The sequence below is a fragment of the Pedobacter folensis genome (genome assembly GCF_056490665.1).
On the sequence record NZ_JBWJIF010000002.1, the window covers coordinates 79985 to 103190 of the forward strand.

Annotated in this window: 21 protein-coding genes; 13 read left to right on the forward strand and 8 right to left on the reverse strand. The window is 38.6% G+C overall.

What is annotated here, in order from left to right:
* Window positions 1-177: 177 nt before the first annotated feature.
* The 4 genes from AC04QZ_RS08900 to AC04QZ_RS08915 all read left to right on the forward strand — a co-directional run bounded on the left by AC04QZ_RS08900 (window position 178) and on the right by AC04QZ_RS08915 (window position 5123).
* Window positions 178-1053: a cyanophycinase gene (locus AC04QZ_RS08900; protein WP_086548177.1), complete on the forward strand. Its 876-nt coding sequence runs from the start codon at window positions 178-180 to the stop codon at window positions 1051-1053.
* Window positions 1054-1125: 72 nt separating this feature from the next.
* Complete coding sequence (locus AC04QZ_RS08905) at window positions 1126-1968, forward strand: isoaspartyl peptidase/L-asparaginase (protein ID WP_478357479.1); 843 nt, start codon at window positions 1126-1128, stop codon at window positions 1966-1968.
* A gap of 29 nt (window positions 1969-1997) precedes the next feature.
* Window positions 1998-2687, forward strand: coding sequence for a hypothetical protein (locus tag AC04QZ_RS08910; protein ID WP_086548179.1), 690 nt, complete (start codon window positions 1998-2000; stop codon window positions 2685-2687).
* A gap of 270 nt (window positions 2688-2957) precedes the next feature.
* Complete coding sequence (locus tag AC04QZ_RS08915) at window positions 2958-5123, forward strand: carboxy terminal-processing peptidase (RefSeq protein WP_478357480.1); 2166 nt, start codon at window positions 2958-2960, stop codon at window positions 5121-5123.
* Window positions 5124-5345: 222 nt separating this feature from the next.
* Here AC04QZ_RS08915 and AC04QZ_RS08920 read toward each other — a convergent pair whose 3' ends face one another.
* Window positions 5346-6287 (reverse strand): SPFH domain-containing protein, encoded by a 942-nt coding sequence (locus AC04QZ_RS08920; RefSeq protein WP_057930724.1) that lies wholly within the window; start codon window positions 6285-6287, stop codon window positions 5346-5348.
* A gap of 91 nt (window positions 6288-6378) precedes the next feature.
* A complete protein-coding gene (locus tag AC04QZ_RS08925) occupies window positions 6379-7611 on the reverse strand; it encodes a carboxypeptidase-like regulatory domain-containing protein (RefSeq protein ID WP_478357481.1) in 1233 nt (410 codons plus the stop codon).
* A 127-nt stretch (window positions 7612-7738) separates the two neighbouring features.
* Here AC04QZ_RS08925 and AC04QZ_RS08930 point away from each other — a divergent pair, with 127 nt between their 5' ends.
* Together AC04QZ_RS08930 and AC04QZ_RS08935 are read left to right on the forward strand one after the other, a co-directional pair.
* Complete coding sequence (locus AC04QZ_RS08930; protein WP_478357482.1) at window positions 7739-9781, forward strand: M13 family metallopeptidase; 2043 nt, start codon at window positions 7739-7741, stop codon at window positions 9779-9781.
* A 114-nt stretch (window positions 9782-9895) separates the two neighbouring features.
* Entirely contained in the window at window positions 9896-10081 is a 186-nt protein-coding gene (locus AC04QZ_RS08935) for a hypothetical protein (protein WP_029274977.1), read from the forward strand.
* A 127-nt stretch (window positions 10082-10208) separates the two neighbouring features.
* Here AC04QZ_RS08935 and AC04QZ_RS08940 read toward each other — a convergent pair whose 3' ends face one another.
* The 3 genes from AC04QZ_RS08940 to AC04QZ_RS08950 all read right to left on the reverse strand — a co-directional run bounded on the left by AC04QZ_RS08940 (window position 10209) and on the right by AC04QZ_RS08950 (window position 12478).
* A complete protein-coding gene (locus tag AC04QZ_RS08940) occupies window positions 10209-10391 on the reverse strand; it encodes a hypothetical protein (protein WP_086548182.1) in 183 nt (60 codons plus the stop codon).
* A 165-nt stretch (window positions 10392-10556) separates the two neighbouring features.
* Window positions 10557-11654: a CapA family protein gene (locus AC04QZ_RS08945; protein WP_478357484.1), complete on the reverse strand. Its 1098-nt coding sequence runs from the start codon at window positions 11652-11654 to the stop codon at window positions 10557-10559.
* A 266-nt stretch (window positions 11655-11920) separates the two neighbouring features.
* A complete protein-coding gene (locus AC04QZ_RS08950; protein WP_029274974.1) occupies window positions 11921-12478 on the reverse strand; it encodes a C40 family peptidase in 558 nt (185 codons plus the stop codon).
* A 494-nt stretch (window positions 12479-12972) separates the two neighbouring features.
* Here AC04QZ_RS08950 and pdhA point away from each other — a divergent pair, with 494 nt between their 5' ends.
* From pdhA to AC04QZ_RS08965, 3 genes are all read left to right on the forward strand, one after another.
* Window positions 12973-13968 carry a pyruvate dehydrogenase (acetyl-transferring) E1 component subunit alpha gene (pdhA, locus tag AC04QZ_RS08955; RefSeq protein WP_029274973.1) on the forward strand — a complete coding sequence of 332 codons (996 nt, stop codon included), beginning with the start codon at window positions 12973-12975 and terminating at the stop codon, window positions 13966-13968.
* Window positions 13969-13998: 30 nt separating this feature from the next.
* Window positions 13999-15675 (forward strand): 2-oxo acid dehydrogenase subunit E2, encoded by a 1677-nt coding sequence (locus AC04QZ_RS08960; RefSeq protein ID WP_478357485.1) that lies wholly within the window; start codon window positions 13999-14001, stop codon window positions 15673-15675.
* A gap of 143 nt (window positions 15676-15818) precedes the next feature.
* Entirely contained in the window at window positions 15819-17597 is a 1779-nt protein-coding gene (locus tag AC04QZ_RS08965; protein ID WP_478357486.1) for a DUF885 domain-containing protein, read from the forward strand.
* Between the two features lie 110 nt (window positions 17598-17707).
* On the opposite strand, the gene AC04QZ_RS08970 is transcribed toward AC04QZ_RS08965, so the two are convergent.
* Window positions 17708-18085 carry a GxxExxY protein gene (locus AC04QZ_RS08970; protein ID WP_478357487.1) on the reverse strand — a complete coding sequence of 126 codons (378 nt, stop codon included), beginning with the start codon at window positions 18083-18085 and terminating at the stop codon, window positions 17708-17710.
* A 201-nt stretch (window positions 18086-18286) separates the two neighbouring features.
* On the opposite strand from AC04QZ_RS08970, the gene AC04QZ_RS08975 reads away from it, so the two are divergent.
* The 4 genes from AC04QZ_RS08975 (at window position 18287) to AC04QZ_RS08990 (ending at window position 21455) form a co-directional block, all read left to right on the forward strand.
* Window positions 18287-18838 (forward strand): cupin domain-containing protein, encoded by a 552-nt coding sequence (locus tag AC04QZ_RS08975; RefSeq protein WP_478357489.1) that lies wholly within the window; start codon window positions 18287-18289, stop codon window positions 18836-18838.
* A gap of 68 nt (window positions 18839-18906) precedes the next feature.
* Window positions 18907-20139 carry a serine hydrolase domain-containing protein gene (locus tag AC04QZ_RS08980; protein ID WP_086548188.1) on the forward strand — a complete coding sequence of 411 codons (1233 nt, stop codon included), beginning with the start codon at window positions 18907-18909 and terminating at the stop codon, window positions 20137-20139.
* A gap of 255 nt (window positions 20140-20394) precedes the next feature.
* On the forward strand, window positions 20395-20700 hold the full coding sequence (locus AC04QZ_RS08985; RefSeq protein WP_086548189.1) for a YbaB/EbfC family nucleoid-associated protein: 306 nt from the start codon (window positions 20395-20397) through the stop codon (window positions 20698-20700).
* Between the two features lie 77 nt (window positions 20701-20777).
* Window positions 20778-21455, forward strand: coding sequence for a metal-dependent hydrolase (locus AC04QZ_RS08990; RefSeq protein ID WP_478357490.1), 678 nt, complete (start codon window positions 20778-20780; stop codon window positions 21453-21455).
* A gap of 268 nt (window positions 21456-21723) precedes the next feature.
* Here AC04QZ_RS08990 and AC04QZ_RS08995 read toward each other — a convergent pair whose 3' ends face one another.
* Window positions 21724-22068, reverse strand: coding sequence for a hypothetical protein (locus AC04QZ_RS08995; RefSeq protein ID WP_478357491.1), 345 nt, complete (start codon window positions 22066-22068; stop codon window positions 21724-21726).
* A gap of 325 nt (window positions 22069-22393) precedes the next feature.
* Window positions 22394-23203 (reverse strand): energy transducer TonB, encoded by an 810-nt coding sequence (locus AC04QZ_RS09000; protein ID WP_478357492.1) that lies wholly within the window; start codon window positions 23201-23203, stop codon window positions 22394-22396.
* Window positions 23204-23206: the final 3 nt, after the last annotated feature.

Consider the following 23206-nt stretch of genomic DNA (forward strand, 5'->3'; position numbering starts at 1 on the left):
TTTACCTAAATCAATTTTAACGCCTATTTGTTTTACTTTCAAGCACAACAGCGTTAATTTTATGTTATAATATTTTAACTTTTGTTAATAAATTGAATATTCTTGACAAAAAAAGTCGTGTTTTTTATCTTAAGCCTATATATTTGGGTTTTTTGATACAATTATAATACACAACGAATGGTTCCGAAAGGTAAACTCATCATCATTGGTGGCGCAATAAATACAGGTAGCTTCGCAGAAACGCAATTTGGACTGCCTGATAACATGAATTTTTTTGAGCGTGGAATTTTAAAACGGATTACTACCGAATCATTAAGAGATACCCAATCTCGCTTCGAGATCATCACCACAGCATCGTTAATGCCCGAAAAAGTGGGCGAAGAGTATATCAAGGCTTATGCACAATTAGACGTGCATAATGTGGGTGTACTTAATATTACCAATCGCGAAGAAGCCAATTCAGATGAAAATTATGAACGTATCAAAGCCGCAGAGGTCATTATCTTTACCGGTGGCGATCAGCTTCGCCTTTCGTCAATTTTTGGCGGAACAAAAATCCACCAGATCCTGTTAGAAAAATATAGAAATGAACCCGTGGTTATTGCAGGTACTTCGGCTGGAGCCGCGGCAAGTTCTAAAAACATGATTTATCAGGGCAGCAGTAAGGATGCCTTACTTAAGGGAGAGGTTAAAATTACCGGTGGATTAGGCTTTATTGATGATGTTATTGTAGATACACACTTTGTTCAACGCGGCAGAATTGGTCGTTTGTTATATGCCGCTGCCAGCAATCCTGGTATTTTAGGCATTGGGCTTGGCGAAGATACCGGACTTTTCATCTCTGATGGCCATACCATGGAAGCCATTGGTTCTGGTATGGTAATTTTAGTAGATGGCCGTAATATGGCCGACACCAATTTAACTGATGTAGAAATGGGACAACCTGTTTCCATTAAAAACATGGTGGTACACGTCATGTGCGATGGCGACGTTTATGATTTAACAGACCATAGTTTAGTGATCCATCATCCAAAGGTTGTTCCGATAGCCTAAAAAGGTTTAAGGTGGAAGGTTTAGGGTTTAAGGCCTAAGCCTATTAAATGTCTCAATACTCAAATCCAGCAGATGAAACTAATCATACATGGCGGCTTCTTCAGCGAATCGTCTACCAACCAGGAAACAAAAAAAGCTAAACAAGATGCATTAGCTTCGATTGTTACGCTCGGACACGAATATCTAAAAACACATACCGCTTTAGAGACCGTGGTTTATACCGTTGCTTTGCTGGAAGATAATGAGCTGTTTAACGCTGGTATTGGTTCGCAGATCCAAAGCGATGGAAAGGTGAGGTTAAGCGCAGCCTTAATGGATGGTAAAACTGAAAAATTTAGTGGCGTCATTAATGTAGAGGAGGTTAAAAATCCGATACAAATTGCACAACACCTGTTACCTTATGATGACCGGGTACTCAGTGGTGATGGCGCACAACAATTTGCAAGAGCAAATGGATTTGAATATTTCAACCCGATTACCGCGCAGCGCCAGTCAGAATACGAAGCTAAATTGAACCAAAAAAACAATAAAGGAACCGTAGGCTGTGTAGCACTTGATGCAGATGGAAATTTAGCAGCAGCAACCTCCACCGGCGGAAAAGGTTTCGAAATCCCTTGCCGGGTAAGCGATTCTGCAACCGTGGCCGGCAACTACGCTAATCAATATGCAGGTATCTCCTGTACCGGGGTAGGTGAAGATATTGTAAGCGGTGCTTTAGCCGCCAAAATTGTAACCCGAGTTACGGATGGATTTTCTTTAAAGGAAGCGTCAGACAAATCCTTTGCCGAATTGAAAGCTTTTGATGGCTTTGCAGGCATTATAGGCATTTCTGCGGCAGGCGAAGTATATCATTGCGACTCGCATCCATACATGGTTTGGGCATCTTTTGATGTTAATTTACAGGTATTTAGCTAAAATTAGATTTAAAGTATTATTTTTGTTGCATGACCAAGATTGTATTGGCTTTAATCGGCCTTTTTGCATCATTACAACTACAAGCTCAAAACATAGATAAATCTGAGATCCAAGAACCTAATGGTAGTGCTATAAATATTGCAGTATCTAAATTTGATTTGGAAGACGGCAATTCTTTTTTTGAGGAAGCAGAAGACTTAGAGCGAAAAGGCGATTACAACGAAGCCCTCACCTTATTTGGCAAAGCAGCTTTCGAATATAATGCCGTAAAAAACTTCAACAGGTACGGACAGGCCGTTATCAAGATGAGCAGTATGCATTATCAACTTGGGCGTTTCACGGATGCGGAGCAGATTCTTTTAAATGTGGCGTTAAAAAATTATTCTAAAACCGGAAACAGAGCTGGCGTAATGAACACGTATAATCTTTTGGGCAAAGTTTACCTGGCCAATACCAAGTACACCCAATCCATGTGGTTTTACACACAGCAAGGTATTCTGGCAAAACAGTTAAAAAGCAATAATTCTTACATTGAATCCATTTTAGGTATTGTTCAGGTTAAAATTAAAAAGAAAGATTTTACACTTGCACTGAGAGACCTGAAATCGGCTGAATGGCTGGCCAACTCCATCAAAAGCACGCAATACAAGGCACAAATCAAAGATGCCAGAGAAATGATTGCCAGCAAAACCACCAGCAAAAAGGTAAATCCTAGCTAATTTAAATATTTATTTTCCCGTAAATCTTACTACATTACCCATCATATAGGCTTTAAAGGTCTGTAAATGGTCAAATTTTGAGTGTCAATCAAAACAAAAAATAACGCGCAACGTTCTACATAAGAAATTGTTAAATAAAAAGCTTTTAGTTAGATTTGATAAAGTTTTAACAAGAGACGGTAATAATGCTGTCTCTTTTTTGTTTTTTTGCTAAAATGGTATCATATTGGCTATATAGAATTGGAAATGGATTTTAAATCATTTAAAGAGATGTTAAAGAGAATATTTTTTGTAATTTTTACTGCGGCAGTACTTGCTTGTCATGCTGCACCTAAAACTCAGCCAATGGTTGAGGGTGTTACCAATGTGAAACCAGACGAGCAGCAACAACTTGTGATAAAAGAGGTTGTCAATTTGATCGAGAGTTATAATTATAAAAAAATTCAGATCAACGATTCTATATCTTCGATTATTTTAGATAAGTATATCAAGTCGCTGGATCAGGGCAAAAATTACTTTTTGGCTTCAGATATCAAAGAATTTGAAAAATACAGATATACTTTGGATGATGATTTCAAAAATGGTGATCTAAGTGGTCCGTTTTTCATCTATAACGTTTATGCCAAACGGTTAAACGAATATTTCACCTATTCTTTAGCACAGATTAAAACCAAATACGATTTTAATCAAACCGACAGCTATGTTTACGACAGGGAGAAACAGCCTTGGGTAACTTCTTCAGCAGCCTTAAATGATACCTGGAAAAAACGTGTTAAATACGAACTGATTAATTTAAATCTGGCTGGCACTGCAGAAGCCAAGAACGTAGAAACCTTAACTAAACGTTATCAGAACCTACAATCGCAGACTTCAAAAACCAATAATCAGGATGTTTTCCAGATTTTGATGGATGCCTTTACTGAATCTATTGATCCACATACCAATTATTTTAACCCAACCAATGCAGCAGCATTTAACGAAGATATGTCTCGTTCTTTCGAAGGCATTGGTGCCCGTTTACAATTAGAAAACGAAGTCGTTAAAATTTCTGAAATTATTGCTGGCGGACCTGCATTTAAAGGCAAACAATTAAGTGCTGGCGACCGCATTATTGCCGTAGCACAGGGTGATGGAGAATTTGTAGATGTGGTAGGCTGGAGATTGGATAACACCGTATCTAAAATTAAAGGTCCGAAAGGAACCAAGGTGCGTTTAAAAGTAATCCCAGTTGGAAAAGAAATGTCGTCTAAACCGGTAATTATCGATCTAGTTCGCGATAAAATTGTTTTAGAAGAAACATCGGCCAAGAAAAAAGTTAAAACCATTAATAGCAATGGTAAAGATTATAAAATCGGCATTATCACCCTTCCAGCATTTTATGCTGATTTTAAAGCCGCTAATGCAGGTGATAAAAACTACAAAAGCACTACCCGTGATGTTAGAAAATTAATTGATTCGTTAAAAACCTATGATAAAGTAAATGCCATTGTAATGGATTTACGCGGAAACGGTGGAGGTTCATTAGTTGAAGCCATTTCATTAACGGGTTTATTTATCGATAAAGGACCTGTTGTTCAGGTAAAAGATTTACGCGGTAAAATTGAAGTAGATGAAGATGAAAACAGCGGTGTAGCCTGGGATGGCCCTTTTGGCGTGATGGTAGACCGTTTAAGCGCATCAGCATCTGAAATCTTTGCCGGAGCAATACAAGATTATGGACGTGGTATTATTATGGGTAGCCAAACCTATGGTAAAGGTACCGTTCAGTCTTCTATCGATTTAAACAAACTGGTGAACCCAAGTATGTTGCAAAGAGTAGCCGGATTAATTTCTAAAGATAAAACAGTTGGCACTTCGCCAAGCGGAGCAAATCCGGCTGATATTAATTTAGGACAGATTAACCTAACCATGGCTAAATTTTACCGTGTAGCAGGAAGCAGCACGCAGCATAAAGGTGTAACACCTGACGTTGTTTTCCCTTCAGTTTATCCGATGGATAAAATTGGTGAAGACACTGAATCATCAGCGTTACCATGGGACGTTATTCCAAGCTCAAGCTTTAAACCGGTTGCAAATCTGACTCCTGTTAAAGCACAGTTAATCAAAAATAGCGAACAGCGTATTGCAAATTCGTTGGATTTTAAATACCTGAAACAAGATATTGCGGATCTTAAAAAACGCGATACTGAAGTTTCTGTAACTTTAAACGAAGCAAAACTTAAAGCAGAGCGCGATGCGCAGGAAGCTAAAACACTTGCCAGACAGAATGAATTAAGAGCGCTGAGAGGCTTGCCTGCCATTAAAAAAGGAGATAAAATTACCAAGCAAGATGCTTTCGATTTTATAGAAGATGAATCGTTAAAAGTAATGGGCGATTTTATGCAGCAATCTGGCAACTATGTGATGAACTTAGGTGTGATGCCAAAGAATAACTAAAAAGAAATATATTCAACAAAAAGGCCGCTTTAGCAAAACTAAAGCGGCCTTTTTTGTAATTGGATTTCAGAGTTGTCAACTTTAATAACCAATTTGCTAGAAAGTTGACAACTCTAAAGGCAATTTTCTCGTGGTATCGGATATTTCTATCCTACACTGAACGACATTTATCTTTTTATTTATATTAACTCTCAGATGGTAACATCTGACAACACTAAAGCATTAGCCCTTCTTCGCGGTTGGCTCAGTCTGTTTGTTTAACTGCATGGCCATCATTTCTTTCATGGTCCTGTTCATGCCTTCACTGCTTCCATCAAGGAAAATCACGTTTCCATCACCATTCTCTGCAAAATGTTTAATCGATTCCGTCCACATGGTAAATAAGATTACCGAAATATCCAGATTGGCTTGCTCCATTTCCTGAGCGGCTTTACTCATCCCATGTGCAACCTCGGCACGGAATAAAGCAATACCCTGCCCGCGCAACTGTGCAGCCTCACGCTCGGCCGTAGCCGCAATCTTGATTGCATTACCATCCGCTTCGGCAGCTTTGGTTTTGGTAATCAATAATGCCTGACCTTCATTCTCAGCCGCTGCCTTTAAGTTGTTTGAAGCTACTACACGACTCATCGAACGCATAATTTCTTCATCAAAAGTAATATCATTCAATTGAAGATCCTGAAGATGGTAACCCCATCCGTCTAAAACCTGATCAATCTGTTCCTTCACATGAAGTACAATTTCGTTACGCTGCGCCAAAACATTCGCCTGCTTTTGTGTGGCCACATATGCCCTAATCGAACCTTCGATGGTTCTGATTAATGCCTGCATTAAGTTGGTCGCATCTACAAACTTAAAAGCTACATTTTTAATTGTTTCCTCATCCTGGTTCACCACAGAATACAATAGCATGGCCTTAAAATATACATTGGCCTGATCTTGCGTTACCGCTTGAAAGGATAGCTCCACAGAACGGTTTTGAATGGAAATACGAGAATAAATCTGCTCTATTAATGGAATTTTAAAGTTTAAGCCCGGTCTTAACTGGCGGCGGTATTTACCGAAAACGGTTACCACCGCAATGGTTCCCTGTTTAACAGTAACAAAGGAGCTCAGCAGGATGATAAATCCTACCACAGCTATAATGTAAATGGTGTATTGCATAATTAGATTTTTTTATGAAGTTATAAAAAATAAATGCAATATACCTAGACCTCTACTTCGTGATGGATTTAAAAAGTGCGGTTCCGCCGGGCTAAGGGCTATATATAAAATCGTAAGGAAGTTGCTCAGCGAGCCTCCTGTTTCCCATATCACCGGTCATCAATAACCAGTTTGGTGTTACGTATCCCATAGGATCTATCTCTACACCTTCTTTATCAGTTAAATGTAACAGTGTTTTTAGGTCCACAGTTGATAACTCTTTAATTGCACCCAAACGCAACATGGTTAAACCTCCCAGCATGTTCTGATTTCGTTTATATACCACCATAAGTGTATCATTAAACTTGAACGTCATTTTGTGATTTAGGCTATCGAAGCTCAAAAACTGTTTGTAATCCACCCTCGAGGTATCCCACTTTAAAATGCTGCTTTGCATCAATACTTTTTTATAATACGAGGCCGAATCAGGGTTATCTGATAATTTAAGTAACGCATTGCCGGTTCGCCCAGCCGCCATTTTAGCCGCTCTATATTGTTGCACAGCTCTGAAAACATTTTCCCGCTCTATATTCTTTACAGCGGTATAACGGTATACTTGAAAGTTTTCTTTTTCGAGCGTATTTGCATACAAGCTTCTATAAAAATGCATCCTTGATCCTAAATAATTAACCTTGATCGCTAATTGTCTGCTTTTATTTGGTTTATTGCCAAAACCATCATAATAAGCGTAAGAGCTGTAGGTAAGGTTATCATCGGTAAAGTGATAACCAAACTCATAAATATCCAGATGCACGAGGCAGTCCATAGCACTATTTTTGATCAGGATGGGCTTTTCAGCTATTACTTCCAGGTATTGTTTATCCTCATCATAATAAAATTTAATGTCGTTCGGATTCATTATTTTACAATTACGCCGATTAAACGGATTGTTACCCAATAAAAGCATAGAAAAAAGATCTCCCCATTTGTTCCAGTCGTTTTTACCAGTACTTACCGTTACTTCCATAAGGCTATTGGTTTTTTCTTTTAGCAAAATGGTGTAATTGGTAAGGTTAGCACTGGTATTAACGGTTTTACTTTCGTAGCCAATAGCAGAAATCACCAGGTCGCTATAAAGTCTTTTGGTGTATAATTTAAACTGCCCTTTTTCATCGCTTGTTGCACCAATTTGGGTATTATTAAAATATACACTTGCATTTTCAACAGGCTTTTTGGTTTCGGCATTTAAAATCTTTCCCTGTATCGTAATTTGGGCAGAAACTAAAGTTACTATGCAAGAAAAGAATATGCATAAAGAGGTCTTTTTGAGTAGCGTTTTATTCATTGTTAAATATTTGGCTGATAGCGTTTGTTGTATATCCATGTAAGAATTTGATGAAGTTATAAAAAAATTCATACAAACTACATCAGGCATTTTGTAGCTTTAAGCTTTTCTAACTAACTTATATACAATGAAAATCAAATTATTTCTTCCGGCTGCCGGCGTATTGCTTTTTGCTGCCTGCCAGAATAAAAGCCATCAGGATGCCGATGTGGCGAATGCGCGCACCGAATTTTTCGATAAAGCCGGCATGGACACTACTGTAAAACCAGGTGATAACTTTTTCCTGTATGCCAACGGGAAATGGATGAAAAACACCGAAATTCCAAAAACCGAAACAGGCTGGGGTTCTTTTTATACTTTATATAACGATAACCTGAAGAACCTGAACAACATTCTGGAAAACTCTTCAAAAGCCAATGCAGCCAAAGGAAGTACTGAACAGAAAGTTGGCGATTTCTACACCAGTGGAATGGACACGCTTACCATCGAAAAGTTAGGCATCGAACCTATAAAACCGCTCTTAAGTAAAATAGAAGGGATTAAAAATGATCAGGATTTAATCAACTTTGTTGCCGATGGTTATAAAAATGGCGAAGGAGATTTATTGGGCTTTGGTGTAGAACCCGATGACAAATTAAGCACCAAAAATGCTTTATCATTTTCACAGGCTGGCCTTACCCTGCCAGACCGCAGTTACTATTTAGAACAAGACGAGAAGGCAAAGAAAATCAGGGTGGAGTACATCAAATACATCACCAAAATTTTTGGCCTCGCTGGCGATTCTGTAAATGCAGCAAAATATGCCGATAACATTTTAAAACTCGAAACAGCAATTGCCCAGTCGCATTCAACTCCTGTTCAGCTGCGCGATCCGCAGAAAAACTATAACAAAATGACCGTGGCTGATTTTCAAAAGCAGACTCCAAATATTGAATGGAAATCCGTTTTAAGTAAACTGGGCGCTAGTACTGATACTGTTATTGTTAGACAGCCAAAATATTATCAAACCTTATCAGCCCTGGTAAAAAGCCAGCCTATCGAAATCTGGAAAGAAAAATTAAAGTTTGATGCTTTAAACAGATCGGCAAATGCTTTTACCAAAAAATTCAGAGATGCTAAATTCGATTTTTTCTCTAAAACACTATATGGTCAACAGGCGCCAACAGAAAGATGGAAAGCCATTGTAAATGCTACTGATCGTAATTTAGGTGAGCTTTTAGGCCAATTATATGCCGAAAAATATTTCAAGCCAGAGGCCAAAGAACGTATGTTAACTTTGGTAAACAATTTACAGAAAGTATATGCAGAGAGAATCCAGAAGGTAGATTGGATGACCCCGGAAACCAAAAAGAAAGCTTTAGAAAAATTAAACGCATTTATCAAAAAGATCGGCTATCCTGATAAATGGAAAAAGTACGATGATGTTGAGGTTTCGAAAAACACTTATTATGCAAACCTTCAGTCGGCCAGTAAACATGCCTACAAGGAAATGATGGATAAGCTGGGCAAAAATGTAGATAAAACCGAATGGGGAATGACTCCACCAACAGTTAATGCCTATTACAATCCATCTTTCAACGAAATTGTTTTTCCTGCAGGAATTTTACAGTTCCCGTTCTTTGAATTTGCCGCTGATGATGCCATTAACTATGGTGCAATAGGTGCTGTAATTGGTCACGAAATGACACATGGTTTTGATGATCAGGGTCGCCAGTATGATGCCGTTGGTAACCTAAAAGAATGGTGGACAAAAGCTGATGCCGATAAATTTAAAGCCAAAGCAGGTAAAGTAGAAACATTTTACAACAACTTCTCGCTGTTGGATAATCAGCATGTAAATGGTTCGTTAACCTTAGGCGAAAACCTGGCCGATATTGGCGGATTAAACATTGCCTACGATGCCTTTAAATTAACCGAACAAGGAAAAGGCGATAAAAAGATTGATGGTTTTACCCCCGATCAACGTTTCTTTTTAAGCTTTGCCCAGGTATGGAGAATTAAAACCCGCGACGAAAGTATGCGTGTAAGATTAAAAACAGATCCACATAGTCCAGAGATGTTCAGGGTAAACGGACCTGTGTATAATATGGAAGCATTTTATAAAGCCTTCAACATTCCTGCAACCGCAAAAATGTACATAACTCCGGCAAACCGTTTAGGTGTTTGGTAAGTTATCCTTCACCCCCATAAAAGAAGCCCATTTCAGTTGATGAGATGGGCTTCTTTGTTTGTTTAAAACAAAATCGATCATATTTTGTCTTTACCTTATTAAATAATAAACCATATGAATGTAAAACGCACTTTTGGAACAATATTAACCGTACTTGGTATAATTGGATTGATATACGCTGGTTATGGCTTTGTTAGCCACAGCGAAAATACAAGGGGATTGATGGTTTACGGCATCATCGGACTTATATTCTTTGTATCTGGAATTGGCCTGGTGAAGAACACCAAGGACGAAAGCTAATCAGGCTTTTCTCCTGAACTTTTTAGATAGCACAAACAGAACAACCGCCGCTCCGATGGCTAAAGCAAGGTAGATGCTATCTTTAGCATTTCCAGTCTTTGTGATCTGGAGTATAGTCGCAATCATACTATTGCTTCTTTTTGTGCTTGATGATCTGGTACTGGCTAAAAGCGACCAGGCAACCCGCCAGAATAATAATCCCTGCCGACAGTAAATTATCGGGGTTTTGGTTGATGTAGTAGGCTGCTGCCAGTACTAAAATAGCGGCGGCTATACCTATAATATAATGAAGTATTAATCCTTTTTTCATCCCTATAATGTTGTTTTAATCAATGATGAAGCTATCATGTGTAGTGTGGTAACGGTGTTCAAGAAGGCTTGAGCCGTTTATTCCTGTCACTAGGTGATTTAAAAAATCATGATGCTTTCATCCAACAAATATTCTGAAATAAATTGAGATTGATGTCGGAGAAAATTAATCTTTTAAACTAATCCTGTTATCTGCGAATTTTAACTGATGGCCAACAAAATCAATATCTGTCAGTTCTTTAATTCGTTTAAAGGCACCATGATTTTCATCGAGGGTTAAACGGCTAACCTTATCCTGTTTAACTGATACAATATCGGCATACAAAAAATCACCCTTAGCATTTACTTTTAACTGAAGCAAGGGCGCAATGCCGTTATTGCCTTTTAAGCTAAACATACCATAGGTGCAAAAATTACCCAAACTGTAAGCAATGAATTTATTTTTATACACTTCAACAGCGCGGGTTACATGCGGACCATGTCCCAATACCACATCAGCACCAGCATCAATAACAGCATGTGCAAAGGCGTAAACATTACCTCTGTTTTCTTTATAAAAAATCTCGTTTTTACGGGGAACATGTTCAAACCTTGCACCTTCACCACCACCATGAAAAGAGACAATCACAATATCGGCCATCAATTTTAGACGTGCAACCAAAGCTTTGGCGCTGTCGATTTTATTGATCGATACGGTATTCTCGTTCGGCGCAAAAGCACAGAATGCGTACTTTACACTGTCTTTTTCAAAAACTTCAAAAGGTTTATTTACCTGTCCGGCATAATGGATCTGCAGCGAGTCTAAAATCCTGGCTGTATTTTTTCTTCCCCTGGCATCAAAATCACCCACATGGTTGTTGGCGATACTCAACACATTAAATCCTGCATCCTTGTATATCCCGGCATAACGCTCCGGCATTCTAAAAGCATAACAGTTATTCGGGTTAATGCCATTACATTTGTTCGAATTGCCTGAGTTAAGGAAACAACCTTCCAGGTTACCAAAAACAATATCTCCTTTTAATAAACTGTCTACCGCCTGAAAGCTGTTTACAGCATCGTCAGGAGGGAGGTTAGTTTTAGAAGGAAAAGCAGAGCCAAGCATAATATCGCCTACGGCTGTAATGGATATGGTATCCTTTATTTTTCTGATTACCGTATCTTGTTTGGCTACCGGCGTAGTAACCTGTGCATTATTACTCGTGCAGCTAATTAAAATAATTAACGCAAGAGCGGATATTATAAGGGTATTGATAAACTTCATTGGTCTCATCCGTTAGTCGAAACGATGCACTTTTAGTGCAAGACTTTCTTTTCTACAAATTTTTATTTTTTTGCCACAGATTCACAGATTAGATACAATATGCGAGTCTGTGGCCTTCTTTAACAATGATTTCATTCGTCGTAAAACCTATAGACTTTCAGTCCATAGTGGTTTAGTTTTGATTTTGATGGTATAAAAAAATCCTCCAAAATTTCTTCAGGAGGATTGTATATGTTTTTAACTGTTAACTGAAAATGTCAACTGATCTATTCTACTGTAAATTCTTTCTTAAATGATTCTAACACACGCCCACCTTTGTAAAAATAACGGCTGTAATAAGGTTCGTTGAGGTTGCTGATTACGACACCACGAGAACTAGATGCATGTGCAAACCTGTTATCGCCCAGGTAAATACCAACATGAGAAATACTTCTGCTTTTAATCTTGAAGAAAACTAAATCACCTTCTTTTAAATCTTCTTTAGAAAGTGGATCTACCATACTAAAAATATCGCGCGAGTTTCTTCTGATGGTGGTGTTGAAAACTTTATCGTAAATCGCTTTAGTGAAAGCCGAACAATCTATCCCTCTTTTGGTGTTTCCACCATAACTATAAGGCGTTCCGATCCATTCGTAAATAAACTTGTACAGTTTTAAATTCGAAGTTGCATCTACCGCAACACCCATAACCTGCGAAAAATATTGCGATGCAAGGTTGTCGGGATCATTTAATTCTTTACCAGATTCTTTTGTTTTTGTTTGCGCAAATGCGGCTGAGAGCGTGCAAATAGCAATTAGAGTAGAAAACAAAAATTTTTTAATCATGTTATACAGTTATGTTTGGGTATTCACTTACACATTAACGTACACCACATGGGCTTATTGTTGGTTGCCAAAAGTATTAATTATACAAATGTTATCCAAATGTTAGACGTTAAAAAACGAAAGTTATTAACATTTTTATTTTTTGCTCCTCATTTTTGTTCATAAACTTAGCCTTAAAATTATCTTTTTAAAAAAAACGATTTAGTTCAATATTCTAAACAGGAATAAATCGGTGTTATTTTAAATTATGGAAATAAGCACATATGCAGAATTAAATTTCAGAATAAATTGATTCCATATTATGATAAAGGGCATTGATTTAATTATAAGAAATCGCTATTAAATCGATATCGGTTCCCTGGTTTTATATTTAATTGTAAAACAACTGTTAAATCTGATTACAACCCTAATACTATGATGTTTTTACACTAAAAAGTGCCAAAAATTACAATAAAAAAATTAGATTTGCTGTCGCAAAAAACAAATACCCTAAAATGAGTGCAGTAGAAATAAATAAAGATACCTGGTTAAAGTGGTTTGAGTCAATGTTGCTGATGCGCAAATTCGAAGAAAAAACTGGCCAGTTATACGGACAACAAAAAATACGTGGCTTTTGTCATTTATACATTGGACAAGAAGCTGTAGTTGCAGGTGCAATATCTGCAATGCAAAAAGGTGATTCAATGATTACAACATATCGTGATCATGCTCATGCCTTAGCTTTAGGAGTTAGTGCTGATAGTATTATGGCAGAAATGTACGGTAAAGCTACAGGTTGCTCTAAAGGTAAAGGTGGTTCAATGCACATGTTCAGCAAAGAGCATAACTTCTACGGTGGTCATGCCATTGTTGGTGGTCAGATTCCATTAGGTGCTGGCGTTGCTTTTGCAGAAAAATACAAAGGAACTGATAATGTTAACATTTGTTATATGGGCGATGGTGCAGTGCGCCAGGGTGCATTAAACGAAACTTTTAACATGGCCATGCTTTGGAAATTGCCAGTTATTTTTGTTTGCGAAAACAATGGTTATGCAATGGGTACCTCAGTACAACGTACAACCAACATGACCGATATTTATAAAATAGGTTTAGGTTTTGATATGCCATGTGCACCAGTTGATGGTATGGATCCGGTTGCGGTTCATAATGCAATGGACGAAGCGATCCAACGTGCACGTAAAGGTGAAGGACCTACTTTCTTAGAAATGAGAACTTACCGTTACCGTGGTCACTCGATGTCAGATCCGGCAAAATACCGTACCAAAGAAGAATTAGAAGATTATAAAGCAAAAGATCCGGTTGAGCACGCAAGAGAAACGATTCTTAAAGAAAAGTATGCAGATCAAGCCTGGATTGAAGAAGTAGAAGCTAAAGTAAAAGCAATTGTAGATCAGGCAGTAAAATTTGCTGAAGAATCTCCTTGGCCTGATGCATCTGAATTATACAAAGATGTATATATGCAACAGGACTACCCTTACGTAATGGACTAATATTAATAAGATTTCAATTAATTAGATATAATGGCTGATGTAATTAAAATGCCCAAAATGAGCGACACCATGACCGAAGGGGTTTTGGCAAAGTGGCATAAAAAAGTGGGGGATAAAGTGAAAAGCGGCGATGTTTTGGCAGAAGTAGAAACTGACAAGGCAACAATGGATATGGAATCTTATTGGGATGGTACGCTTTTATACGTAGGTGTAGAAGAAGGAACAGCTGTTCCGGTTGATGCCATCATGGCCGTTATTGGTAAAGAAGGCGAAGATTATAAAGCAGCATTGGAAGCAGAAAAAGGTGCAGAGGCCCCAAAAGCCGAAAGTGCTGACGCTCCAAAGGCTGAAGAGAAAAAAGAAGAAGCTGCACCTGCTCAGGGCGGTGGCTTAAGCGAAGAAGAATTAGCAGCAAAAGGTGTTACGGTTATCCGCATGCCTTTGTTAAGCGATACCATGACTGAAGGCGTAATTGCTGAATGGCATAAAAAAGTTGGCGATAAAGTAAAAGATGATGATGTGCTTGCTGATGTAGAAACCGATAAGGCAACTATGGAAGTAATGGGCTACGCAACCGGAACTTTATTACACATCGGTGTAGAGAAAGGTGCTGCTGCAAAAGTAAACGGAATTATCGCTATCGTTGGTCCTGAAGGAACTGATGTGAGCGGAATTTTAGCAGGTGGCTCAGCCCCGGCTCCAAAAGCGGAAAGTGCTGAAGCACCTAAAGCAGAAAAATCTGCACCTGTTGCTGAAATTGAAACACCAAGAACTTCATCGTGTGGTACAACTACAGACAACAGCGATAGCCGCGTTAAAGCATCTCCTTTAGCTAAGAAAATTGCTAAAGATAAAGGAATCGACCTGGCACAGGTTGCAGGTAGTGCAGAAGGTGGCCGTATCATTAAAAAAGATATCGAAAACTTTAAACCAAGTGCAGCACCAGCAAAAGCAGAATCTGCATCAGCTCCGGCTGCCGAGAAAGCTGCTGCTCCGGCACCAGTAATCCCTCAATATGTTGGTGAAGTTAAATTTACTGAAGCGCCGGTTTCGCAGATGCGTAAAGTAATTGCAAAACGTTTAGCAGAAAGTTTATTCACCGCGCCACATTTCTATTTAACCATCAGTATTGATATGGACAATGCAATGGCTGCACGTACGGCTATTAATGCAGTTGCTCCTGTTAAGGTTTCTTTCAACGATATCGTAATTAAAGCGGTTGCCGTTGCATTGAAAAAACACCCTGCTGTTAACTCATCATGGGGTGGCGATAAAATCAGATTTAACGAACATACCAACATTGGTGTAGCTATGGCTGTTGAAGATGGTTTATTGGTACCGGTTGTGCGTTTCGCTGATGGCAAATCTTTATCACATATCTCTGCAGAAGTAAAAGATTTTGGTGGTAAAGCAAAAGCTAAAAAATTACAGCCAGCAGATTGGGAAGGTTCTACGTTCACCGTATCTAACTTAGGTATGTTTGGTATTGATGAGTTTACTTCAATTATCAACTCTCCTGATGGTGCAATTTTATCAGTAGGTGCAATACAACAAGTTCCTGTGGTTAAAAATGGTGCTGTTGTCCCTGGTAACGTAATGAAATTGACTTTAGGTTGCGATCACCGTGTGGTTGATGGTGCAACCGGAGCACAGTTCTTACAAACATTAAAAGGTTTATTAGAAGAGCCAATCAGGTTATTAGCTTAATCAGTTAGCAATTCACAGTTTTCAGTTTCATACTGATTATATATTAAAGCCATCCCTTAGGGGTGGCTTTTTTGCGTTAAGGCGACCTACTGATAAATGGCTAATAATTTGTTATTTTTGATTAGAACCTTAACTCAAAATAAATGAAAAAGATATTTCTTTTTGCAGCCTGCATTGCCGCGGTGGTTGCCTGCAAGCAAAAAAGTAGTTCGGACAATACCACCGAAAACAAAACTTTTGCAGCCCTGTGCGAACAATATTATCAGGATGGATTAAAACTAAATCCCATAAATGCCACTTATATTGGCGACGAGCGTTATAATGACCTTTTAGCCAACGACGGGTCGCAAGCCTATATAAAAGAATTTAAAAGCTATAACGAACGTTATTTAGATAGCCTGGGCAAATATGATAGAGAAAGCCTCAGTGCAAACGATAAATTATCTTTCGATTATTTAAAAGATCAGTTAGACATCAATATCGAAGGACTTCAATATCACTTCGAATACCTGCCCTTTAACCAGATGTTTGCTTTGCCTTTAACCATTGGTCAGTTTGGTGCCGGAACGGGCATACAGCCTTTTAAAACGGTAAAGAATTATGAAGATTGGTTAAAACGTATTGATGCCTTTTCGGTATGGGCCGATACCGCCATTGGCAATTTTAAAAAAGGCGCTGCCGCCGGTATTGTATTGCCAAAAGCATTGGTGATTAAAATGATCCCTCAGATGCAGAGTATGGTTGTGGCTACGCCCGAAGAAAGTTTATTTTATGGACCGATCAAATTAATGCCGGCCAGTTTTTCTGCAGCAGATAAACAAAAGTTAACAGAAGCGTACCGCAATTCGATCACCAAAGTAATTATCCCTACCTACAAAAAATTGGGCGATTATCTGCAGAATGAATATTTGCCAAAAACCAGAACTACTTCAGGTTACTCGGCCATGCCAGGTGGTTTAGCCTGGTACACTTATCTGGTGAAACAACAAACGACCACCAACAAAACGCCGGAAGAAATTTATCAAACGGGTTTAAAAGAAGTTGCCCGTATTAAAGGCCAGATGGACAGCATCAAAAACCTGGTAGGCTTTAAGGGCGATTTGAAAGCCTTTTTCGAATACATGAAAACAGATAAAAAATTCATGCCTTATAAAACTCCAAAAGAAGTTTTAGCGGCCTTTGAGCACATTCACCAGCGCATGAAACCCAATTTGAAAAAGATGTTTGATGTTGAGCCTAAAACACCCTTCGAAATCCGCCAAACAGAAGCTTTCAGGGCAGCATCTGCCAGCGCAGAGTATAATCCAGGTTCGGCTGACGGATCACGTCCAGGAATCTTTTATGTACCCATTTTAGATGCTAAAACATTTAACACCACCTCGGGAATGGAATCTCTTTTTTTACACGAAGCTATACCTGGTCACCATTATCAGATTTCTTTAACGCAAGAAAATAAATCGCTCCCTAATTTCCGTCGTTTTGGCGGTCATAACGCTTATGTAGAAGGCTGGGCCTTATACTGCGAATCGTTGGGCAAAGAATTAGGCTTATATCAAGATCCTTATCAGCACATGGGGGCCTTGGGTGATGAAATGCACAGAGCCATTCGCCTGGTGGTTGATGTGGCCATCCACACCAAAAACATGAGCAGAGAAGCAGCTATTAAATACATGACAGATAATGAAGCCATTAGCACGGAAGGTGCTACTGCAGAAATTGAACGTTACATGGGCATACCTGCACAAGCTTTAGGTTATAAAACAGGTGCAATGAAAATAAGGGAGTTGAGAACCAAATACGAGAAAGAACTAGGTCCGAAGTTTAAAGTGGCCGCTTTTCATACTGCAGTATTAAAAGATGGATCTTTCCCATTATCTGTTTTTGAAGCGAAAATGGATACCTGGGCGGAAAGCCAGAAGTAGTTTATATCTTTTGAATGATAAAAGAAAGATGTTTCCCGCAGATTTCGCAAAGAACGCAGATAGAATGATTCAACTCGGCGTTTTTCGTAGCGATCAGCGGGAAACATTTATCAAAGCCCATTCACTTTTCTCCATATAGACTGAGAAATGTCTGATGAATTAAAATTAACCAGTAACCCAAGTTTGAGACCGGAAAGCTTGAGGTATGTAAGCACTTGTTTATGATGTACAGGAGCAACTGTTTCTACAGATTTGATTTCAATAATCACCAAGTCATTTATTAACAAGTCTATCCTGTAGCCAGTATCTAGGGTTATATCTTCAAAAACAATAGGTAATTGCACTTGCCGCTTAACATTTAACCCATTTTCTGTTAAAACATAAGCCAGTACAGTTTCATAAGCAGACTCTAGTAGCCCTGGCCCTAATGTATTGTAAACTGTAAATATTGCTCCCCTTATTTGATAAGAGATATTGTTCTCATCCATGTTGAAAATTAGTTAGGTATTCTTAATCAGGATGATGAAATAAAAATATGATAATCTTGGTAATTATAAAAGTTGGTTCTTTGTTTTCTGTAGAATTAAAGTATATGACTCTGCGTTAATCATCTTAAATCTGCGGGAGAAAAACCCGCGAATTGTAAACCCTTTGCCAATTACTTTGTTAAATAATAAAACACCCAAATCATGGACAAAGAAAAATTGATTCAGGAAGCTTACCTGGTTGCGCATAAAATAGAGGAGAACGGCGATTTTCCGAATAATCCGAATTTGCCGCTAATGATTTACAAAGGTACCTTTAGGTTGCACCCTGATGATACTGAAGAAGTAATTAAAAGGGTTTTTGCGCAGAACGGATATACCAACGCCTGGGTAGATGGTATTTTTGATTACCACCATTACCATAGCAATACACATGAAGTAATGGGCGTATTCTGCGGCAAAGCCGACGTACAGTTTGGGGGCGATCATGGTGTTTGTATAGAGCTGGACAAAGGTGATGTGGTTATTATCCCTGCAGGTGTAGCACATAAAAAACTGAACTCAACCGACGACTTCACTGTTGTTGGTGCCTATCCAAATGGTTCAGATTATGATATAAAATATGGCAAAGCTGAGGAGCGTCCTGAAGCAGATGAAACCATTGCCAAAGTGAAAAATCCAGACAGCGACCCTGTTTATGGAAGTAAAGGTCATTTATTTGAGTGCTGGTACAATCAAAATTGCGAAAATGTGTAAAACTCTTTCGTTTTAACCGTCTAAAATTCTTTAATTTTCGGGTTTTAAATACACTATCCTTAATATAAATGAATTTTCGATATATATGTTCAGCATTAGCCCTCTCTGTAACTTTACTAACCGCATGTTCAAGCAAAAAATCTGAAGAGAAAAAGGCCGCTGAAAAAAAAATCCGCACTAAAGACGACGACAAAGCAGATAGCCTCTTACTGGTTTATAATCCACAAAAAGGCGATAAATGGATTGCTGATTTTGTAGATAACCTGCACCGGAAATTCAATTTTAACGGAAATATGCTGGTCGCCAAAGACGGAAAAATTCTTTACGAAAAAGCCGTTGGATGGGCCGATTACCTGCACCGCGATAGTTTAACCATTAACTCAGAATTTGAGCTGGCTTCGATTACCAAAACCTTTACCGGTACAGCGATTATGCAATTGGTAGAAGCAGGGAAACTTTCGTTGAACGATAATGTAAAAAAATTCTACCCCAACTTCCCATATGAAGGCATAACGGTGAAATTACTGCTTTCTCACCGCAGCGGTATGATGAACTATGTGTACTTCATAGACGATATCTGGCGTAAGGAAAAGCGCAACATGAAGAAAGGTGTCACCAATCAGGAAGTAATGAATGTTATTGCTGAACGGAAACCAAATCCATATACTAAACCCGATAACCGTTTTCACTATAATAACTCAAACTTTATGGTTTTGGGCGCCATTATAGAAAAGGTAACCGGACAACGTTACTCGCAGTATATGATGGAACATGTGTTTAAACCTGCCGGATTAAAACATACACATGTGTATAGCACCACTGAGTATGAAAAAATTCCGGTTGATGTGGTGGGTCACGACCGCAATAGTTTTAGATACTCTGTAGCGCAGAATTTTTTAGACGGACCGGTTGGAGATAAAGGCATTTATAGCACAGTACACGATTTGGTATTATTTGATAAATACCTGAAAAACGGAAGATTACTGACCAAGAAGAGCCTCGATTCTGCGTATGTTGGTCGCAATAAACCAATAAACGGTCATTTTAACTATGGCTACGGCTGGAGGATGTTCGATGGCGACAAAATGGACAAAGTGGTTTACCACACCGGCTGGTGGCATGGTTTCCGCCATATTTATGTGCGGGATTTAGACAAAAACATTGTCATTATATTTTTAGGCAACCTTACTAACGGAAGTTTGATGCATCTTGACGAACTTTATAAACACTTCAATATGCCGGTTATCCGTAAGGGGGCTTATCATGGCAACGGCAGTTTACCGGGAAGCGACGAGGATTAATTAATATAAGGCCGGGAAAAAATCAGTATTTACGGTCGGGGTTAATTGGCAAAGGCTTGTTAACGGAAGCTACGCGAACAGGAATTAATTGCTTAGCCCCGGGCGAAGCGGCATCCCTGTAGCGCAGCGAAAGGATATAGCGAAGAACGGGAACAAAGCTCGATCTGGTTGCTGTACCTGCGCTTCAAAAAACAAATATTTCGCTCACTAAAAAACAATTTACCCTAATTTCGTTTTATAATAAAAACACAAGTTATGTTCGATAAATTATTTGCGGCTCAACAAAAAGCCGAAGAAATTAAAAAACGCCTGGATACGATCTCGGTATTTGGCGAAGTTGAAAATGGTGCCATAAAAATCACCGCTACAGCAAACAAAGCCATCACCGGAGTTTCTATTGATGAGACGTTTTTGAAAAATGCCGATAAGGAAGAACTGGAAGAACTTTTGTTAACGGCTATTAATAAAGCTATGGCAAGCGCCGAACAGGTAAGCGCCGCCGAAATGCAGGCATCGGCACAAGATATGCTTGGCGGTTTAGGCGGTATGTTTGGGCAATAAGTGATACAATTGTTTTATTGTTAAATTGTTGTGTGCATTAATCTGAATGTGCAATACTAAATCCTGAGACCACAATTATGAAATACACCTATTATGGCCAATCTTGTTTCTTGTTAGAGGCAGCGGGCAAAAAATTACTGTTCGATCCGTTTATATCGCACAATCCATTAGCTAAAAATATAGATATTAAAACCATTGAGGCCGATTATATCCTGGTTAGCCATGGGCATGGCGATCATGTGGCCGATTTGGTAGCACTTGCCAAACAAACAAAAGCAACAGTTATAGCCATGCCAGAGGTAACAGATTGGGCAAGTAAACAAGGCGTTGAAAAAGTACATGGAATGAATTTTGGTAAATTTACCTTCGACTGGGGAGCGGTGCGCATGGTACCGGCTACACACTCATCGGGTTTACCAGATGGGAGTTATGGCGGAAATCCTGCTGGTTTTGTACTTGAAGTAGAGGGTAAACAGATTTACTTTGCCGGGGATACAGGTTTAACCATCGAGATGAAAGTTTTGGCGGATATTTACAACCTGGATTATGCCATCTTACCGATTGGAGGAAATTACACTATGGATGTTGATGATGCTTTGGTTGCAACGAAATATTTCGATTGCGACAAGGTAATCGGCGTACACTACAATACTTTCCCGGTAATCGAAATTGATACCAAAGCAGCTTTGGATAAATTTAAGCGCGAAAACAAAACCTTATTGCTGCCAGAAATTGGCGAAACGATAAGTTTATAATTTAATTCACCGTCATCTCGAGCGGAGTGCAACGCAGTCGAGAGATCTATCTAGCAGATCTCTCCATTCTACTGCATTCCAGTCAATCACGACCAACGAAAATATTCATTTATCTAAAATTGATCGTCATGCTGAATTTATTTCAGCATCTTTCCGGCTATTAAGACCCTGAAATGAATTCAGGGTGACGCCGCTAGTATTAAAATGTTCTAAAACAAAAAAGGGCCTCCAACTTTCATTGGAGACCCTTCAAATTATAAACCTGAACCTAATTCTTTTTAGCGGCAGCAGCTTTGTTTGCTTTGTAACGCATATCAGCTGTTCCGTCTTTTTTAGTTGGACCAGCCACTTTAGTTACTGCTTTTGCTTTATTTTCTTTAAAACGCATATCTGGCGTACCATCTGCTTTTACTTTAGCAGCTGTTGTAGTGGTTTTAGTTTCTACTTTTTTAGCCTCTTGTTTTACACCTGCTTTAACCGGTGCTGTGGTTGTTTTTACTTCTTTTTTTACAACTGTTTTAGCTTTAGCTGCAGGAGCCGTAGCTGGTGTCTGTGCAAATGCTGTTGTTAAACCAAATGCTGCGACTGCGATTAAACTCAATAACTTTTTCATAATACTTGGATTTGTTTTTTAGTTGTGATGAAGCTTCTTTGTTTCACTCCGAGGTTTCATCTTTTTCGATTTTTGTTTACTCGTTATTTGTTGATATAAAATTGATTAATCTGAATGAAGTTTTAATGAAGATAATAATTTTTAATAATTTATTACATGGCTTGGTATTATTACACTCTCGCTTTCTTAAGAATAAAGCTATAGCCTTTTAGTTAGCGATATCCCTAACTTCGGATAGTTGTTAGTTGCTGGGCACTAATTTTACATCTACTTTATCTTTCCAACTAAACTCCTTTTAGGAAGGTTCAGTTATCAAAAAAAATCATCAGTTAATCGTAAAGTTGATTGCAATTTTGATTTGCATAGCCATAGGTTCACCAAACAAAGTACCTGGAAGCCATGGAGGTGATAATTCGAGCACCCTAATGGCTTCCTGACTTAGGCTAACATGCGATGAGGAAAATATTTCAATGTTTGATAAATGGCCATCAGTATTTACCATTGCGGAACAAACTACCCGGCCAGTTAGATCGGGGTCGGGAAAACGAAGGGTTTTAGCTAGGAATTTATAAAACCTCGGATAACCGCCCTTGTAAATCGGCTCGGTTAAAATGTTTTTCTTCACTGTTGGCCGAGCATTTTGATCAAAATATGCACTCTCTGTTAAATCGCCTGTTGTATTATAAAGCTCTTTGGCTGCCAGTTCTTGGTTGAGGTAAAAGATTTTCCATTCCCCAGTTTTTAAACCCTGGTTAAAATTGCCCTGATATTTTACATGGTCCTTATCCCAAAAAGATTTAAATGGACCATCAAATTTATTGTTTAGGAAATGAATCTCTTGCGCTGTGTAGCCCAGAGAATCGAAAATTATCCATTTTTCTGTTTTAGCATTTTTATCATAATGTCCGTGGATAAAAAGCTTGCCATTCAAAAATTCTTGGTAACTCCCATCATGTACGGTCAGTTGTTCATCGGCAAAGGTCTCTTTTTTGAGTAGAACAAAATTTTTATCGGCGGTAGTTTTAACCCACGCCATTGTATCTCTCCTATTAATTTTATAGACGCTCACATTTTCCCCTTTTGCTAGGCTGCCGCCAAAATTATAGGTAATCAGTGTATCGCTTTTTTGCGCCAAACA

Excerpts from the sequence above, each read along its gene's own strand:
- AC04QZ_RS08900 (WP_086548177.1), top strand. The coding sequence starts at position 178 with ATGGTTCCGAAAGGTAAACTCATCATCATTGGTGGCGCAATAAATACA.
- AC04QZ_RS08905 (WP_478357479.1), top strand. The coding sequence starts at position 1,126 with ATGAAACTAATCATACATGGCGGCTTCTTCAGCGAATCGTCTACCAAC.
- AC04QZ_RS08910 (WP_086548179.1), top strand. The coding sequence starts at position 1,998 with ATGACCAAGATTGTATTGGCTTTAATCGGCCTTTTTGCATCATTACAA.
- AC04QZ_RS08915 (WP_478357480.1), top strand. The coding sequence starts at position 2,958 with ATGTTAAAGAGAATATTTTTTGTAATTTTTACTGCGGCAGTACTTGCT.
- AC04QZ_RS08920 (WP_057930724.1), bottom strand. The coding sequence starts at position 6,287 with ATGCAATACACCATTTACATTATAGCTGTGGTAGGATTTATCATCCTG.
- AC04QZ_RS08925 (WP_478357481.1), bottom strand. The coding sequence starts at position 7,611 with ATGAATAAAACGCTACTCAAAAAGACCTCTTTATGCATATTCTTTTCT.
- AC04QZ_RS08930 (WP_478357482.1), top strand. The coding sequence starts at position 7,739 with ATGAAAATCAAATTATTTCTTCCGGCTGCCGGCGTATTGCTTTTTGCT.
- AC04QZ_RS08935 (WP_029274977.1), top strand. The coding sequence starts at position 9,896 with ATGAATGTAAAACGCACTTTTGGAACAATATTAACCGTACTTGGTATA.
- AC04QZ_RS08940 (WP_086548182.1), bottom strand. The coding sequence starts at position 10,391 with ATGAAAAAAGGATTAATACTTCATTATATTATAGGTATAGCCGCCGCT.
- AC04QZ_RS08945 (WP_478357484.1), bottom strand. The coding sequence starts at position 11,654 with ATGAAGTTTATCAATACCCTTATAATATCCGCTCTTGCGTTAATTATT.
- AC04QZ_RS08950 (WP_029274974.1), bottom strand. The coding sequence starts at position 12,478 with ATGATTAAAAAATTTTTGTTTTCTACTCTAATTGCTATTTGCACGCTC.
- pdhA (WP_029274973.1), top strand. The coding sequence starts at position 12,973 with ATGAGTGCAGTAGAAATAAATAAAGATACCTGGTTAAAGTGGTTTGAG.
- AC04QZ_RS08960 (WP_478357485.1), top strand. The coding sequence starts at position 13,999 with ATGGCTGATGTAATTAAAATGCCCAAAATGAGCGACACCATGACCGAA.
- AC04QZ_RS08965 (WP_478357486.1), top strand. The coding sequence starts at position 15,819 with ATGAAAAAGATATTTCTTTTTGCAGCCTGCATTGCCGCGGTGGTTGCC.
- AC04QZ_RS08970 (WP_478357487.1), bottom strand. The coding sequence starts at position 18,085 with ATGGATGAGAACAATATCTCTTATCAAATAAGGGGAGCAATATTTACA.
- AC04QZ_RS08975 (WP_478357489.1), top strand. The coding sequence starts at position 18,287 with ATGGACAAAGAAAAATTGATTCAGGAAGCTTACCTGGTTGCGCATAAA.
- AC04QZ_RS08980 (WP_086548188.1), top strand. The coding sequence starts at position 18,907 with ATGAATTTTCGATATATATGTTCAGCATTAGCCCTCTCTGTAACTTTA.
- AC04QZ_RS08985 (WP_086548189.1), top strand. The coding sequence starts at position 20,395 with ATGTTCGATAAATTATTTGCGGCTCAACAAAAAGCCGAAGAAATTAAA.
- AC04QZ_RS08990 (WP_478357490.1), top strand. The coding sequence starts at position 20,778 with ATGAAATACACCTATTATGGCCAATCTTGTTTCTTGTTAGAGGCAGCG.
- AC04QZ_RS08995 (WP_478357491.1), bottom strand. The coding sequence starts at position 22,068 with ATGAAAAAGTTATTGAGTTTAATCGCAGTCGCAGCATTTGGTTTAACA.